The 15824-nt window shown below is 43.4% G+C and carries 14 protein-coding genes; 6 read left to right on the top strand and 8 right to left on the bottom strand.

Translation table 11 applies throughout. From position 1 onward, the window contains the following. Positions 1–416 precede the first annotated feature (416 nt). The 4 genes from DWX84_RS22045 (at position 417) to DWX84_RS20535 (ending at position 4937) form a co-directional block, all read left to right on the top strand. On the top strand, positions 417–644 hold the full coding sequence (locus tag DWX84_RS22045) for a galactosyltransferase-related protein (protein WP_057329110.1): 228 nt from the start codon (positions 417–419) through the stop codon (positions 642–644). Between the two features lie 202 nt (positions 645–846). Further along, positions 847–2577 carry a lysine--tRNA ligase gene (gene lysS / locus DWX84_RS20545; protein WP_022192869.1) on the top strand — a complete coding sequence of 577 codons (1731 nt, stop codon included), beginning with the start codon at positions 847–849 and terminating at the stop codon, positions 2575–2577. A 12-nt stretch (positions 2578–2589) separates the two neighbouring features. Further along, complete coding sequence (locus DWX84_RS20540; RefSeq protein WP_005861487.1) at positions 2590–3585, top strand: NAD(P)H-dependent glycerol-3-phosphate dehydrogenase; 996 nt, start codon at positions 2590–2592, stop codon at positions 3583–3585. An 8-nt stretch (positions 3586–3593) separates the two neighbouring features. Further along, positions 3594–4937, top strand: a complete 1344-nt coding sequence (locus tag DWX84_RS20535) for a glucose-6-phosphate isomerase (protein ID WP_121961300.1) — start codon at positions 3594–3596, stop codon at positions 4935–4937. Between the two features lie 71 nt (positions 4938–5008). Here the strand turns inward: DWX84_RS20535 and DWX84_RS20530 are convergent, their stop codons facing one another. Beyond that, the gene (locus DWX84_RS20530) at positions 5009–5284 is read right to left on the bottom strand and encodes an HU family DNA-binding protein (protein ID WP_008774141.1); all 276 of its coding nucleotides are present in this window, start codon (positions 5282–5284) and stop codon (positions 5009–5011) included. A 586-nt stretch (positions 5285–5870) separates the two neighbouring features. On the opposite strand from DWX84_RS20530, the gene DWX84_RS20525 reads away from it, so the two are divergent. Further along, on the top strand, positions 5871–6626 hold the full coding sequence (locus DWX84_RS20525) for an HAD family phosphatase (protein ID WP_005865754.1): 756 nt from the start codon (positions 5871–5873) through the stop codon (positions 6624–6626). A gap of 64 nt (positions 6627–6690) precedes the next feature. Here the strand turns inward: DWX84_RS20525 and DWX84_RS20520 are convergent, their stop codons facing one another. After that, positions 6691–7593 carry a sugar phosphate isomerase/epimerase gene (locus DWX84_RS20520; protein WP_121961301.1) on the bottom strand — a complete coding sequence of 301 codons (903 nt, stop codon included), beginning with the start codon at positions 7591–7593 and terminating at the stop codon, positions 6691–6693. Between the two features lie 155 nt (positions 7594–7748). Here DWX84_RS20520 and DWX84_RS20515 point away from each other — a divergent pair, with 155 nt between their 5' ends. Then, complete coding sequence (locus tag DWX84_RS20515; protein ID WP_057329114.1) at positions 7749–9137, top strand: DUF1080 domain-containing protein; 1389 nt, start codon at positions 7749–7751, stop codon at positions 9135–9137. A 77-nt stretch (positions 9138–9214) separates the two neighbouring features. Here DWX84_RS20515 and DWX84_RS20510 read toward each other — a convergent pair whose 3' ends face one another. From DWX84_RS20510 to DWX84_RS20485, 6 genes are all read right to left on the bottom strand, one after another. Beyond that, positions 9215–10471, bottom strand: coding sequence for an ABC transporter permease (locus tag DWX84_RS20510; RefSeq protein ID WP_022192865.1), 1257 nt, complete (start codon positions 10469–10471; stop codon positions 9215–9217). A 12-nt stretch (positions 10472–10483) separates the two neighbouring features. Beyond that, entirely contained in the window at positions 10484–11662 is a 1179-nt protein-coding gene (locus tag DWX84_RS20505) for an ABC transporter permease (protein WP_121961302.1), read from the bottom strand. Further along, the gene (locus DWX84_RS20500) at positions 11659–12672 is read right to left on the bottom strand and encodes an HlyD family secretion protein (protein ID WP_005865742.1); all 1014 of its coding nucleotides are present in this window, start codon (positions 12670–12672) and stop codon (positions 11659–11661) included. The genes DWX84_RS20505 and DWX84_RS20500 overlap by 4 nt, the downstream gene beginning before the upstream one ends. 30 nt (positions 12673–12702) lie before the next feature. Next, entirely contained in the window at positions 12703–14088 is a 1386-nt protein-coding gene (locus DWX84_RS20495) for a TolC family protein (RefSeq protein ID WP_121961303.1), read from the bottom strand. Between the two features lie 111 nt (positions 14089–14199). After that, entirely contained in the window at positions 14200–14793 is a 594-nt protein-coding gene (locus tag DWX84_RS20490) for a Crp/Fnr family transcriptional regulator (protein ID WP_005861469.1), read from the bottom strand. A gap of 2 nt (positions 14794–14795) precedes the next feature. After that, positions 14796–15701, bottom strand: coding sequence for a hypothetical protein (locus tag DWX84_RS20485; protein ID WP_005865736.1), 906 nt, complete (start codon positions 15699–15701; stop codon positions 14796–14798). Positions 15702–15824: the final 123 nt, after the last annotated feature.

The following is a 15824-nucleotide window of genomic DNA, read 5'->3' as shown; positions in this document are numbered from 1 at the left end:
GCGTGTGAAGTAAATCTGTATCATGTCACCGTGATTATTTACAGCTTTGCCATCTTAGGGCAATCTGCCAAAATTCCCATTAAAACATGTTTTACAGCACAGCCGTTAAAGATGATCCCCGTAACATCAAAACAGGCTCACTCGATAATCTTTTTGGAGTATCCAAATATATAATTTGAGCCTTGTCAAGTGAATAACTAACGGTTACACCGAGGATTACTGAATGGTTTCCCCGGTGTGATATTGGCATTGTTGAACATTAAGCAAAGATATTTATGCGAATAGACTTGACAAGATCTAAGACATACGAGGTAGCTTATCCATACGATGGGAATGCTTTGGACACTTCAAATATATTGAGGGAACACTACTGGACACATAGAGACATTGACTTCCTAAAAAAACACCAAAGAAAAATGAACTCTTTGTATATGGTGGAAGGAGTAATTGGGGCAGTCGGAGGAGCGATTTTTGTCCAAACGAACAAATACCTGCAAGCGGGTATGGAAAATGAGGATTTCTATGGCTGGGGCTTGGAGGACGGAGAAAGACATTACCGTTGGTTGAGTTTTGGCTACCGGATTTATCGGAGTGAGGGCTGTTTATTCCATTTGTCTCATCCCCGGGATCAAAACAGGATGTAAAGATAAAATTATTGGGTCTTAAGTTCATTGGCCTACAAACCTAAGATACTTCACCAAGGATCCTAAGATACTTTACCGATGAACCTAAGATACTTTATCCATGAACAAACAAGATCGGTGACCTCAACCTTTTACCACATAAGTCAGCATAAATCAGAAATATTTTGTACTTTTGCGCCGTATTATACAAAATAATAGCATAATGAATCTATTAGAACTGAGTGAACAGGAAATAATAAGACGTAATAGCATGGAGCAGTTGCGTCAGATGGGGATAGAGCCTTATCCCGCAGCTGAGTATGTAACGAACGCATTTTCCAAAGAAATAAAAGAGACATTCAAAGACGACGCTGAGCCACGCCCGGTAAGTATCGCCGGCCGTATCATGAGCCGTCGTATCATGGGTAAGGCTTCCTTCATGGAATTGCAGGATTCCGAGGGCAGAATACAGGTCTATATCTCCCGTGACGATATTTGTCCGGATGAGAATAAGGACACCTACAATGTCGTTTTCAAGAAATTACTGGATATCGGTGATTTCGTCGGGATCAAGGGATTCGTTTTCCGTACTCAGATGGGAGAAATTTCCGTTCATGCTCAAGAATTGACAGTTCTGTCTAAATCACTTCGTCCGCTACCGGTCGTTAAATATAAGGACGGTGTCGCTTACGACGGTTTTAATGACCCGGAGCTTCGCTACCGTCAACGTTACGTGGATTTGGTAGTAAACGATGGCGTAAAAGATATTTTCATGAAACGTGCGGCTATCATCAAGACCATGCGTACCGCTTTGGATGAGGCCGGATATACGGAGGTAGAGACTCCGATCCTGCAATCTATCGCCGGAGGAGCTAGCGCACGTCCGTTCACGACACATCATAACTCCTTGGACATCGATTTATATTTACGTATCGCTACCGAGTTGTATTTGAAACGATTGATCGTCGGTGGATTCGAGGGTGTATACGAGATCGGTAAGAATTTCCGTAACGAGGGTATGGACCGTACGCACAACCCGGAGTTCACTTGTATGGAACTTTATGTCCAATACAAAGACTATAACTGGATGATGAGCTTCACTGAGAAGCTGTTGGAGCGTATCTGTATCGCCGTGAACGGTACGAGCGAGAGCACGATCGACGGTAAGACAATCAGCTTCAAGGCTCCTTTCCGCCGTTTGCCGATCTTGGAGGCGATCAAGGAAAAGACGGGTTACGACTTGGAAGGTAAGAGCGAGGACGAGATCCGTACGATCTGCAAGGAATTGAAGATGGAGATCGACGATACGATGGGTAAAGGTAAATTGATCGACGAGATCTTCGGGGAGTTCTGCGAGGGTACGTTTATCCAGCCGACCTTCATCATCGACTATCCGGTTGAGATGAGCCCGCTGACTAAAATGCACCGTAGCAAACCGGGATTGACCGAACGCTTCGAGTTGATGGTAAACGGGAAGGAATTGGCGAACGCTTATAGCGAGCTGAACGATCCGATCGACCAAGAAGAACGTTTCAAGGAGCAATTACGCTTGAGCGAGAAAGGGGACGACGAGGCGATGTTCATCGATCAAGATTTCTTACGCGCCCTTCAATTCGGTATGCCTCCTACGTCGGGTATCGGTATCGGTATCGACCGACTGGTTATGTTGATGACCGGACAGACAACGATCCAAGAGGTATTGCTTTTCCCGCAAATGCGTCCGGAGAAAACCGCAAAGAAAGATAACGCCGACAAATACGTAGCCTTGGGTATTTCCGAGGAGTGGGTTCCCGCTTTGCAGAAAGCCGGCTACCTGACGGTTGACACGCTGAAAGAAGCGAACGCCAACAAATTAAGACAAGAGCTTTGTGAGCTTAATAAAAAATATAAGTTAGAACTGCAAAATCCTACGATCCAAGAAATAGAAGCTTGGATAGCCAATGTAGGAGAATAAAAGCGTGATACGATGGATTTGCCCGGAAAAATCGCGATAATGGGAGGTGGTAGCTGGGCTACCGCCTTAGCCAAGATCGTACTTTCAACTCAAGATAGTATCAACTGGTACATGCGTAGGCCCGATCGTATCGAGGAGTTCAAGCAGTTGGGACACAACCCGTGTTACCTCACCGCCGTGAAATTCGACACGAACAAGATAAACTTCTATTCCAATATCAACCAAGCGATCAAGGACTCGGATACCTTGATCTTCGCTACGCCTTCCCCTTTCTTGAAACAACATTTGAAGAAGGTGAAGACCTCTTTGAAAGATAAGTTTATCATCTCGGCGATCAAGGGTATCGTACCGGATGAGAATATGTTGATTACGGATTACTTCGCAGAGTATTACAAGGTTCCGACAGAAAATATAGCAGTTATCGGTGGTCCCTGTCATGCGGAAGAGATCGCTCTGGAGCGGCTCTCGTACATTACGTTGGCTTGTTCCGACATCGAGAAGGTCCGTACGATATCCCCCGTTTTCAAGAATCAATACTTAAAGAATTCCTTCTGTAAGGATGTCACCGGTATCGAATACGCCGCCGTACTGAAGAACGTGTACGCTATCGCCGCCGGTATTTGCCATGGGATGAAATATGGCGATAACTTCCAAGCCGTATTTATCTCGAACGCTATTGAGGAGATGCGTAATTTCGTGGACGCCGTACACGGGCTGGAGCGGGATATCACCGACTCCGTCTACCTTGGCGATTTGCTGGTTACCGCTTATTCCCGGTTCAGCCGTAACCGTACTTTCGGAACCATGATCGGTAAAGGATATTCCGTGAAGACAGCGCAGCTGGAGATGGAAATGATAGCCGAGGGATATTATGGAACCAAGTGTATGCGTGAGATCAACGAGAAATATAAAGTGAACATGCCGATACTGGACGCTGTTTATGATATATTGTACGAGAAGAAATCGCCGACAACGGTCATTCGTCAATTAACGGAAACGTTTAAATAAAATAGCATATGAAAAACATCAGTTTAAACATCGACAAGGCTCTGGGCACTGTCTCCAAGGAACAGGTTTACGCTCAAGAGGCCAAGGCAATGGAATGTATTGCCACATTACATAACGGTAACGGAGCAGGTAACGACTTTTTGGGTTGGTTGCATCTCCCCTCTTCTATTACGGACGCAGAGTTGGCCGACATCGAGAATACGGCGAACGTGCTTCGTTCTAAATGTGAAGTGGTCGTAGCCATTGGTATCGGTGGTAGCTATTTGGGTACCAAAGCGGTAGTAGAAGCGTTAAACAACAGCTTCGACTGGTTGCAAAACGACCGTAAAAACCCGGTTATGTTATACGCCGGACACAATATCGGAGAGGATTATCTTTATGAATTAAGCGAAGTTTTGAAAGGTAAGCAATTCGGTATTATCAATATCTCCAAGTCTGGTACGACTACAGAGCCGGCTTTGGCTTTCCGTATCTTGAAGAAACAATTGGAAGATGCTGTTGGCAAGGAAGAGGCTAAACATCGTATCGTAGCTATCACGGACGCTAAGAGAGGCGCTTTGCGTACCTTGGCGGATCAAGAAGGTTACAAGACTTTCATCATCCCTGATAACGTAGGTGGACGTTTCTCTGTTTTGACTCCGGTAGGTTTGCTTCCGATCGCCGTGGCAGGTATCAGCATCCGCGACTTGGTTGCTGGAGCTGTTTCCATGGAAAAAGCTACAGACGCGAGCGTTCCTTTCGCTGATAATATGGCCGCTATCTATGCCGCTACTCGTAACGAGTTGTATAAGAGCGGTAAAAAGATTGAGATCTTGGCTAACTTCCATCCGAAATTGCATTATATCGCAGAATGGTGGAAACAACTTTATGGAGAGAGCGAAGGTAAAGACGGTAAAGGTATTTTCCCCGCATCTGTAGATTTGACAACCGATTTGCATTCCATGGGTCAATGGATTCAAGACGGTGAGCGTACGATTTTCGAAACGGTTATCTCCGTGGAAGCTACAGATCATAGCGTATTGGTTCCTACAGACGAGGCTGATTTGGATGGATTGAACTTCTTGGCAGGCAAGCATGTAGACGAGGTAAACAAGATGGCTGAGTTAGGTACTCAGTTAGCTCACGTAGATGGTGGCGTTCCTAATATCAAGGTAACTATGCCGGAAGTAAGTGCGTTCTATATTGGTCAGTTGTTCTATTTCTTCGAGAAAGCTTGTGGCATCAGTGGTTATATGTTGGGCGTTAACCCATTCAATCAACCGGGTGTCGAGGCTTATAAGAAGAATATGTTCGCCCTGTTGAATAAGCCGGGATACGAGAAAGAAAGCGAAGCTATCAAAGCACGTTTATAATACGATTTATCCCATAAAAAAACGGTTTTCTCATCACGAGGAAACCGTTTTTTCGTTTGAATAGTTTTTTATTACTCATTTAATTCTTTAAGTAAATCGCTCCCGGCCTTGAATTTGACCGAGACACGTGGAGTAATCATTACTTCCTCCCCTGTTTTCGGATTACGTGCCAATCGCTCGGATTGTTGCCAAGGTACAAAAGATCCAAATCCTTTCATGGAAATAGATTCTCCTTCCCGTATTCCTTTCGCCACAACAGTCGGTAACGCATTCACTACGGTTCTAACAACATTTTTCGGCAATCCTGTTTCTTCCACAAGAGATTGTACTAATTCTCCTCTATTCATACTAGATAATAAATATACCATTCTTCACCAGAAAAGAGTCCGGTGAGAACTTAGTTGTTTAATCATTGCAAATATATGAATATTTGGGGAATATCAAAATATCATATATTAAAAATCAATGCATACAGAAATATTATATACCTAAATGTAGGTATAATTGAACCCCTTTCAGATAGACAAGTGAGACTTTGGTAGAAATATAATTAATAAGAAATAGTATACAGTATTATGATATCACTTATTCATAGCAAGTTATAGCCTTTGAAAATTCGTTATTAATACGCTTACTAGAGTTCTCACCGAACTACGTCATAATTTATTGATTAATTATCTCAACGAAATAAATTTATATCCCTTATTTTTCAATACATCTATCAACTCATCCAGATAATTATAGAATTTATCAATCCGGTTAGGGTGTACATGTAGGTGGATCAAAAGTAAGCACCCATTTAAACCATTTTTGTTTCATAAAATGAAATTCCATTATATATCATATTTATTTAATTTCAAGAAGCTTTCCTCCCATTTCTGTTAATTCCGATTTATTACGTACCTTTGTATTGGTTTTTAAGAAGGTAATAACATGATTCAAGAAGCGATTATCCGATATCTGCGTAAACACAGGCAGGAATCCCTTTCTCCCAAAGCTGTTCTTTTCGATATGGATGGTGTATTATATGACTCTATGCGTTTTCATGCACGGGCATGGCATGAGGTAGCGACCCTCCATCAGCTAACTTCTCGGCCGGAAGACTTTTATATGTTCGAAGGACGTACTGGGGAAAGCACGATCAACGAGCTATACCAACGCACTTTCCAACGAGACGCTACCGCCGAGGAGAAGCAAACGATCTATAAAGAGAAAGCGGATCTATTCAATACCTATAATGACGGTGCCCCCATGACCGGCGCCGCAGAGGTTCTAAAAGAAGTGGAAGCATCCGGACTGCAACGATTGGTTGTCACCGGTTCCGGCCAACATAGCTTGATCGATAAGCTAAACCATACCTATCCGGGACATTTCAACCGAGAGAAAATGGTTACGGCTTTCGACGTGAAATATGGCAAGCCACACCCCGAACCTTATTTAATGGGACTTCAAAAAGCGCATGCGAAGCCTAATGAAACTTTTGTGGTAGAGAACGCTCCCATGGGAGTAGAAGCTGCCGTGGCAGCCAATATCTTTACGATAGCCGTAAACACCGGACCTCTCCCCGATCAAGTTTTATTAGATGCCGGAGCGGATTTACTATATCCGGATATGGAAAACTTAGCTAAAGATTGGAAACAAATCATCGAGCTTGCGAAATCCACCCGATTGAACGAGTATTCCAAATAAGCAAACATAAAAAAAGAGGCTACCCGATAATGAAGTAGCCTCTTCTTTTTTATCATCGAACGGATTATTTCACATAATCAGCCTTATTCAAGAAATCATAGCTTTGCTGAACGCTGGCAACCGGATCATTGTTAGTATATTGTTCCACTTCAACATACCAATCCTTTACGTTATTAGCGTACATTTGATCGAAGATAGGCTTGAAATCCATCTTACCGCTTGCGCCGATCTCTTTCTCATCCTTGATATGGATAGCCTTGAACTGGCTCGGACGGTTCTTCAAGTAAGCGACAGGATCACCGCCACCCATCATTACCCAGTATACATCCATTTCGAAGAATACGTGGTTCGGGCTTACGTTATCCAGCAAGAAATCATAGATCAATTGATCGTCGATCTTACGGAACTCGAAGTCGTGGTTGTGATAACCGAACGCAATGCTAGCGGCAGCGGTCTTATAACCAACCGTATTGAAATAATCGCAGTACATCTTCAAGTCATCCAATGTAGTCTTATCGTTAACCGGCATCCACGGTTGAACCATATATTTAACGCCTAACTCATTATGAGCATCGATCGCTTGATCCCACCAACTCATAACCTCGGCTTCTTTTTCTTTCGTAAAGGCCTGTCCAAGGTGAGCGCTCGTACACTTCATACCTAGGTCATTCACCATTTTCTTAAATTCAGCGGGAGCTAAACCGTAAATCTTACCGTTATCATAGCTTGCTGTCTCCAGATTCTTATAACCCATCTTAGCGGCGGTTTCCAATACTTTCTGGATACCTTCTTCTTTTACAAGGTCTCTTAAAGAATACAATTGAAGCCCTATATATTTAGAAGACTCCGATGCTGTAGCGGCAGCTTGTCCTGATTTACCGCCACAAGAAGATAATAACTGCGGGGCTACCAACCCACCCGCAAGCATCAAAGAGGCTTGCTTCAAAAAATTACGTCTGTTCTGCATAGTACTATTAATTAAGTTTGATTGAGAATTTTTACAAAAGTAAGACTATATTCTTAGGTTTATATCTTTATGGAAGTTAAAATCTTCAAAAAGGACATTGTATTTTAATTTTCGTTATCTTTGGAGGATATATTATTACTTAAATCATTTATATCATGAAAAAATTATCAATTCTAGCGATGGGCCTTCTCTTTGTCCTGACCACAGCCTGTAGTGTTTCTGGCAGTGGCACCTTATTCGATGGCAAAGATAGTAACAAATGGAAAATGACAGGCGATGTCTCCGTTCAAGACGACATAATGACCTTGAAAGGTACGGATGCGCTGGCCGTACTGAAAAACGGCAAATACAAAAACTTCGATCTGACCCTTGATTTACGTACTACCCCGGGAGGCAAAGGCGCCGTCTGGTTCCATACGGACCCGAACTTGAAGAAAGGATATCGTATCGCTATCAATAATGACCGGGCTGATAAGGTTTGGTGGAAAATGACAGGAAGTCTTGTTTCCGTGAGGAATTTGACCAAAAGCTTCGTAAAAGAAGATCAATGGTTCAAGATGGATATCCGGGTAGCCGGACAAGAGATCGATGTAAATATAAACGGCGAACCGGTTGTAGAGTATATCCAACCGACCGCACCGTATCGTACGGACGCTAACGCCTATGCCTTATTATCGGAAGGGACATTTGGCATAGAGAGTGATGGTAGCGGTGAAATCCAAATCAAGAACATCACCGTGAACGTAATTGATGAATCCACGATCGATATCAACGCACAATTGGCGGAAGCTAACGATGAGCAAAATGACGAGATCATTAAATTACATCAATCGGATTTCCCGGTATTAGATTATCACGTGCACTTAAAAGGTGGCTTAACCAAGGAAGTTGCCGCTAAGCAATCCCGCAAGACCGGTATCAATTATACGATCGCACCGAACTGCGGCATCGGTTTCCCGATCACGAACGACCAACAAGTCATGGATTACCTAAATGAGATGCGCTCACAGCCTTTCATCCTTGGTATGCAAGCGGAAGGACGCGAATGGATAACCACATTCTCTCCCGAGACTCTTAAAGAATTCGACTATGTGTTTACGGACGCTTTGACGTTCAAGGACAATAAAGGTCGCCGTACCCGCCTATGGATTCCGGAAGAGACTTGGATCGAGAATGAGGAGCAATATATGGACATGATCGTAGATCGTATCTGCTCCGTATTGGAAGAGCCGGTAGATATCTATGTAAATCCTTGTTTCTTGCCATCTCCGATGGATAAGCGTTTTGACGAATTCTGGACGGAGGCCCGCATGAACCGTTTCGTCGAGGCATTGGCAAAAAGCGGAAAAGCTTTAGAGATCAACGAACTATACAACATTCCAAATAAAGCGATCATTATGAAGGCGAAAGCCGCCGGCGTTAAATTCACGTTTGGAAGTAACAACGTGACACCAAACGTCAGCGATCTGTCTTACAGTATCCGCATGATGAAAGAATGTGGCCTGACGGCTGAGGATATGTATAAACCGAAAGTTAAAATCTAATCACACATTTACCCTCACCCTAATCCCCCGTTTAGGGACACCCTAAATGAGCGATTAGGGTAGACCTAAACGAGGGATTATTCTCTCTCTCGCAACATCCGTCGCATCTTCATATACCGATATTGCTTAATAATCATCTTGCGGCTACGTATGATCTGATAACGGTAAATGATACAAGACAAGATGAAATATACGCCCGCTTGAATCCATAATACCCGATATTCATGCGCCACCTCATGCAAGGAAGCGCCTGCCGTATTGATACGAATAAATCCCTGGATACCCGGAGTAGAAGGAAACAAATAACCCACCACTTTCCAAAACGGAGGAATAGCCGCCTCCGGCCAAGAGACACCCGAGATAAATAACAAGATGACAGACGTGAAAACGAATACCAACATAGGCGACTCACGACTCGTCATAAATCCAGATAGCGTCATAGACATAAAAATACAGGCAAACAGGTAAGGCAGTAAAAACAACAAAATAGTCAGTGGCTCACCAACCTGAGGTAAGGAGAATAACTTAGGGACAATAGCCAATACCCAGATGCAAACCACCACATACAGCAAAAGATAAGTCAGCGACTTGCCGAACACGATACGCAAAGTTCCATTAAAATGCCGGCAAATAGGCACCAGACTATGAAAGCGGTTCTTTTCCCGGGCCGTTCCTCCCAACATTCCGATACCCAATATCAAGGTCTGTTGCAATACCAAGATCAAGATAGCCGGTACCAAGAAACTGGCAAAGCCATTCTGGGAATTAAACAACGCTACCGATTCATACGGGATCGGATCTACCGTGATCTGGTCCATCTTATCCGTAGACGACGGATTATTATGCATCCGAAGTTCCTTACCCATATCCAATGACACCTCTGTCGTCGCCAAAAGGAAAGCCTTATAAAACAATAAGGCGCTCATATCGCAATACAACGAGACGGTTGTCTGTCGCCCTTCATGCAGGTCCTTACTATAATCCGGGGGAAAGAGCAAAATTCCATAGGCCTTCTTCTCATCCAACATCTTCTTGGCTTCCGCCATATCCGGACAAACACCCACTACTTCCACATCTGGCGTGGCGTTAACCCGTCTGGTAAACTCACGACTCAAATAGGAATCACTTTGATCTACCACCACCATCTTCGCCTCGTGTACTACCTCGTTATTATATATAAATGAATAAAGCAGCGGATATACGAAAGGCACCAAGAAAAAGAAAATCATGACCCCCGCATCTTTAAACACGTTTCTCAATTCATCCTTCCAAATATAAAACGTATCCAGAAGACCTTCCTTTATGATATATCGTAAACGATGTTCTCTTTTCATCACATACAGTTTTTACGGTAGATATTTGAAATCCAACAACGCCCTCTTCAAGTTCCGCACGATAAGGAACGGCAAGATCAGAAATCCCAACAACCAAGCGTACTCGCCCAACGTATAGAATAGCGCCCGCCCGTTCAAGGCTTGATCGACATAAATCAAGAAATAATGCCGTAGAGGAAACAAACGAGCCAACGCTTGCAACGTAGGGTCCATACCTTGTACCGGAAACGAGAATCCGACAATGGAGAACGAGATCATTCCGAACAGACTGGCGAAGCTAAGCCCTAAACGGGGAGTCGGTAATACGCCGATCATAAATACGCCTACCGCCTGAGAGGATATAATCAGCAAAAACATTGCCAAAAGCATCGGAAACCAACCGCTATTTAACGGGAAAGAATTAAATCCATACAACACCGCACAATACATAAAGCCTACGACCGTAAAAATAGCCGTCTGCGGCAATAACTTTCCCAACAAACTAACTGCGATGGAATTCCCTCCCATATCCAACCATTTACGGGATGTAGAATATTTAATTTCTGTACCAATGCTGAATACCGTCACTAGAAATACCATTAACTGGATGACACCCGGCAAAACCGTATTATTCAAATATACTGAATAATTCAACCACGGATTGCCGATCGGATGCGTATCGATCACGATCGGTTGTAGCTGTCCCATGATCTGCGCTTCGGTATATCCTTTAGCTTGTCCGGTTTGTAAACCCACAGCGGCCCCCGCCAATACTGACATCGTTTTCATATCCCGAAACAGCAAGGAAGCGGCGATCAAATAGGTACCATTCGTATAAAAAGACAACCGGGGCTGCTTTCCAGATGTGGCGTCCACGGCGAAACCGGATGGAATGTAAAAAATTCCATATACATTCCCTTTCTGCATTTCCTGACGAGCCTCGGTAAACGACATGGTTTTCATATACACCTCTGTCTGCTCAAAGGCATCCAGCTGGCGAATCAAATTGCGTGAGGTAGCAGAGTTATCCATATCCACCACCGCTATCGGCAGATCGGTCGGCAATCCCTCATGCATCAACGATACAAAGAAAATGACACAGATAGCCGGAGCGATCAGCATACAAAAGAAGTAAATCGGTTGAGCCACCAGCCGATGCACCTCACGCTTCGCGATAAGCCAGATTCTATGCAAACTTTCTTTATAGGTCATACGATCTCTTTCCCTTTTTTCTTTAAGATCACGGACATTCCCGGACGAAGATCAGCGACTTTCTCCAACGGACGAGCACGCACCTCGAAAGTCTTCGAGTCATATTGTCCATTCGTCTTTGTCGCTTTCCATGCGGCATACGAACCCATATCCTTCATATAATAGACTTTCAACTTCACCGGTAGGTCCCCCAACGCTGGAATAAAAGCATTTACCTCCGAACCAATCTTGATATCTTTCAACAGATCCTCACGAATACTGAAAGTTACCCATACATCATTTAAATCAGAGATATTCATGATCGGAGCGCCTGTACCAACCAACTCACCGACTTCCGGGAACCGTTCTGAAACCTCCCCGTCAATCGGAGCCACCAAAGCGCTCTCGCCCACATACGACTCCACTTCGGCGATAGCACCTTCCGCACGTTGGACCATAGCGGCAGCGGCAGCCTTATCTTCCTTACGGGCACCTTCTTTTGCCATCTCATATTGAGAACGGGCAGCCTTCTCTGTCGCTACCATAGCGTTATAATTAGCCTCCACCTCGTCTCTTTTTTGAGCGGACATCACCCCTTTCTCGTATAAATTCTGAATACGATCGAAAGATTTCTTAGCGATAGTTAATCCAGCTTGCGCCTTTTGCCACATCTCATAAGCGGCCGTGATTTCCTGTTCACGGGCTCCTTTAATCGCTTTAGCGTTCTGCGCCTCCGCTGCCGCACGAGCCGCCTCCGCTTGTTTCAGCTTCGCCATAACCTCGGGCGTATCTAAAAAGACCAAAGTATCTCCGGCTTTTACCTGATCGCCTTCGCCAAAACGATAAGAAGCGATACGTCCGGGAACCTTACCGGAGATACGAACTTGGGTGGCCTCGGCCTGCCCCATTATAATATCGTCAGGCGGTGTAAGCAGGAAGAAACCCGCCAAGGCTACCAATCCGATCACGACCAATACCGTGATAAAAGCTAACATCATGTTACTGATAGAAAACTTCTTGTTCTCGTTCATCTCTGTGTATATTTTTATTTGTTATTACTCTTATTCATTTGCGGACAGTTTACCCAAAGCCTTGCTTAGATAAACTTCTGTTAATTTCACCTCGATTTGAGCATCAATCAAACTAGAGCGAGCAGAAACCCATGCTGTCTGCGCCTCCATTAAGTTCAAAGCCGGGATAACCCCTTCCTCAAAACCGAAATTCGCACGCCGCAAATTCTCTTCCGCATTTTCCATATTACGGGAAGAAGCGATCAACTTTTTGCCCGCTTCATTCACTTTATAAACGGATTGATTTACCTGCAACTCGATCTTTTCACGAGCATCCTGCCATTCCAGTGTTTTTATGCGCGTTTCCGCTTTCGCCGAGTTACGCCTATAAGTGCCTTCCCACCAACCGGACAAGGGTACCTTTACCATAACTCCGACATTAAACATACCGGCGAAATCATTTTTAAAACCATTAAAAACATTCGGATTCGTGACGAAGTAATTCGCCGCTAAAGCGACATTAGGCAACATCTCTGCCAAAGCAATACGTTCTTTTCGCTTATAGATTTTCGTTGCCAGATCCAAACTTCTCAGTTCATTACGATTCATGAAAGCCTCATTCAGATCGGCCGAGGCTTGTGTTGTCTCTACCGGAAAATTATCCAGCTTCTCGTCTGCAAGCGATAAATCCTCCTCTAAAGACAGACCACAAATTTGCGCTAAAAGCATTCGGGTTAAAGCCAGACCATTCTCAACCTTAGTCTGAGCCATCTCCGCCTCATTCAGTTTCACCTTGACAGAAAGACCATCGGCCTCGGTAGCGACTCCCTCATAGATCATAGCGGTCACATCACTATCCATCTTACGGAGCAAATCCACATAAGCGTCCGCCAATTTCTTCTTATTCACCAAAGATATGACCTGCCAATAGGTCTCGTCAGTCTTATAAATCAAGTCCTGCAACTGTAAATTATTCATTGACTCCGCTAATTGCTTGGCAAACTTAGTGATTTGGTTATAATTAACGATCTTCCCGCCCATGAATACAGGCTGCACCAACGATACATTACCCACCCAGATATTCTGCACATCCAAATGTTGCATATCGTTCACCCCACTCATCAAATGTTGGATCATCGGTAATTGGGCCAAGCCACCTAAAGAAGAGCTCAAGGATGAGGACAAAGTGCCCATGTCCAGTAAGTTTATATCCTTCTGGTTCCACATATAGGCACCGTTTGCCGATAATTGAGGAAAATACTTGGTAAAAGCGGCTTTCTTCTCATTATCCGCCATCTTGATCTTTTCGCCAGAGATTTGTAGCTCCTTATTGTTCTGGATCGCCAGATTCCGGCACTCTTCCAATGTCAACATTCGCTGAGCGTGCATACAGCTCACCGTGACTACAAATGTTAATAGTAAGATAGTTCGTTTCATCTTTATATCGTTTTAACCTACCTATATAATGCCATCATATTCCCTATGTGACAAAAATATAAAAACCCGCACAAAAGTATAGGTTTAAAGCGAATATAAAATTGAACTAATTCAATAAAGGATACGTTTCTTCAACTTACAATACCAAGAATCACTAACCCCCATATATTGAGCTATATATTTATCAGGTACCCGGCTTACGATCCATTGGTGGTTCGTATAAAGATATTTCAGGAATTCTTCCGCCTTACAGGTTTGACGGACAGCGAACATTGAATAGAGCTTGGAAATAATCATCAGCATCACATTCTGATAACAGGTAGCGAAAGCTGGATATCCCAACGACAAACGTTCGATATCCGTCCGGGAGAAACAAAGTAATTCACCATCCTCGATAGCTTTCACCTCAAACTCGGAAGGGACTTGTGTAAAATAACCGATTGTAGAAACAAAAGGGTACATACTGTCCGAGGAGAAACCGGTTACGCATTCATTCCCATTCTCATTAATATATTGATTGATAAAAAGCCCTTTATTAATAAAATAGGCATCTTGGCACAACTCGCCCGTACGAATCAAATAATCCCCTTTCCGGATTGTCACACCTCGAGTACAACTTTCCAAATCCTTTAGGAAAGATTCATCTCGAGACAGAATCTCCGGAATAAAACTTAGGAACTTCTCAAAGTCAGGAGATAATTTCATAGTTAATCATCCAAGGTAAATCTCTTCTGTCCGATCAAATTACCGTCAGAGAAAATATCCACACGGTAAGTACCCGGAGATAAGAATTCCTCGATATTCCAATACATGGTCACAACCACCTCCTCACCTTCATATTCTATCATTTTCTTCATAGAATAATTGATTTCCTTTCCTTCAAAAGCGAATACATCCGCACGGCTTTTCACCAATATATCGTCATCCGGTTTCATGATCCGTACATATACCATCTTTTCGCCGACAGGAGCGGTAATGTTCTTCGCTATCTTGAAAGTCACGACGAATTGCTGCATCTTCTTAATACGCTTAGCTAGTTTTCCTCGAGAGTTCACAGGAGTCACGTTAATATCCGTCGCATCCAAACGACTAGCTAACGTTACTCTTTCCGTCAATTTCTCTTTTTCCTTTTTCAAGGTAGCAGCTTGTGAAGTAGCCCTCTGATATTTCTGAACAGCCTCTTTCTTCTCAACCTTCAATTGCTCATTCTCACGATTCAAGGAATCGATTTGGACAACATAGTTACGCATGATTTTACGTAAGGTATCCAATTCCTTTTTCAAGCGAGCTATTTCCTTCGCATTCGTAGCCTTCACCGTACGCAATTCTTCCAATAAACGTTGTACCTTTGCTTGCTCCGTAGATAATAGGGCAACAAGGGAATCATTGCCTACGCTAAACTTATAACCTTCATATTGAAGAGACAATTCATTATATTCATCCTCCAAAGATTCTTTCTCAAGATCAAAGGTTTCCACCAAATCAGTCATTTGCTGCTTTTGATGATAAATATAATAACCGGCACCAGCAATAATCAGTACCAATACTATAACTGCTACAATAAGTAGCGAAAGTTTATTTACTTCTTTATTCTCTTTCTTTTCAGTATCCATATGAGGTTCTTAGCTATTACAAAAGCACAAAATTACAATTTCTTATCCATCCGAACAACAAAGTACACCTAAAAATAGAAAAAGACAGAGAGGATATATACCAAAAAAAGGAGCCAATCTTTC

Source organism: Parabacteroides sp. AF21-43, from assembly GCF_003635435.1.
Taxonomy (GTDB): Bacteria; Bacteroidota; Bacteroidia; order Bacteroidales; family Tannerellaceae; genus Parabacteroides; species Parabacteroides distasonis.
Note: the sequence above shows the minus strand (reverse complement) of the source record. Positions and strands in the feature narration are given on the sequence as shown.

Bases quoted from the DNA above. Each gene is read 5' to 3' on its own strand.
- DWX84_RS20535 (WP_121961300.1), top strand. From the start codon at position 3,594: ATGAAAAACATCAGTTTAAACATCGACAAGGCTCTGGGCACTGTCTCC.
- DWX84_RS22045 (WP_057329110.1), top strand. From the start codon at position 417: ATGAACTCTTTGTATATGGTGGAAGGAGTAATTGGGGCAGTCGGAGGA.
- DWX84_RS20540 (WP_005861487.1), top strand. From the start codon at position 2,590: ATGGATTTGCCCGGAAAAATCGCGATAATGGGAGGTGGTAGCTGGGCT.
- DWX84_RS20525 (WP_005865754.1), top strand. From the start codon at position 5,871: ATGATTCAAGAAGCGATTATCCGATATCTGCGTAAACACAGGCAGGAA.
- DWX84_RS20515 (WP_057329114.1), top strand. From the start codon at position 7,749: ATGAAAAAATTATCAATTCTAGCGATGGGCCTTCTCTTTGTCCTGACC.
- DWX84_RS20485 (WP_005865736.1), bottom strand. From the start codon at position 15,701: ATGGATACTGAAAAGAAAGAGAATAAAGAAGTAAATAAACTTTCGCTA.
- DWX84_RS20495 (WP_121961303.1), bottom strand. From the start codon at position 14,088: ATGAAACGAACTATCTTACTATTAACATTTGTAGTCACGGTGAGCTGT.
- DWX84_RS20505 (WP_121961302.1), bottom strand. From the start codon at position 11,662: ATGACCTATAAAGAAAGTTTGCATAGAATCTGGCTTATCGCGAAGCGT.
- DWX84_RS20500 (WP_005865742.1), bottom strand. From the start codon at position 12,672: ATGAACGAGAACAAGAAGTTTTCTATCAGTAACATGATGTTAGCTTTT.
- DWX84_RS20490 (WP_005861469.1), bottom strand. From the start codon at position 14,793: ATGAAATTATCTCCTGACTTTGAGAAGTTCCTAAGTTTTATTCCGGAG.
- lysS (WP_022192869.1), top strand. From the start codon at position 847: ATGAATCTATTAGAACTGAGTGAACAGGAAATAATAAGACGTAATAGC.
- DWX84_RS20520 (WP_121961301.1), bottom strand. From the start codon at position 7,593: ATGCAGAACAGACGTAATTTTTTGAAGCAAGCCTCTTTGATGCTTGCG.
- DWX84_RS20530 (WP_008774141.1), bottom strand. From the start codon at position 5,284: ATGAATAGAGGAGAATTAGTACAATCTCTTGTGGAAGAAACAGGATTG.
- DWX84_RS20510 (WP_022192865.1), bottom strand. From the start codon at position 10,471: ATGAAAAGAGAACATCGTTTACGATATATCATAAAGGAAGGTCTTCTG.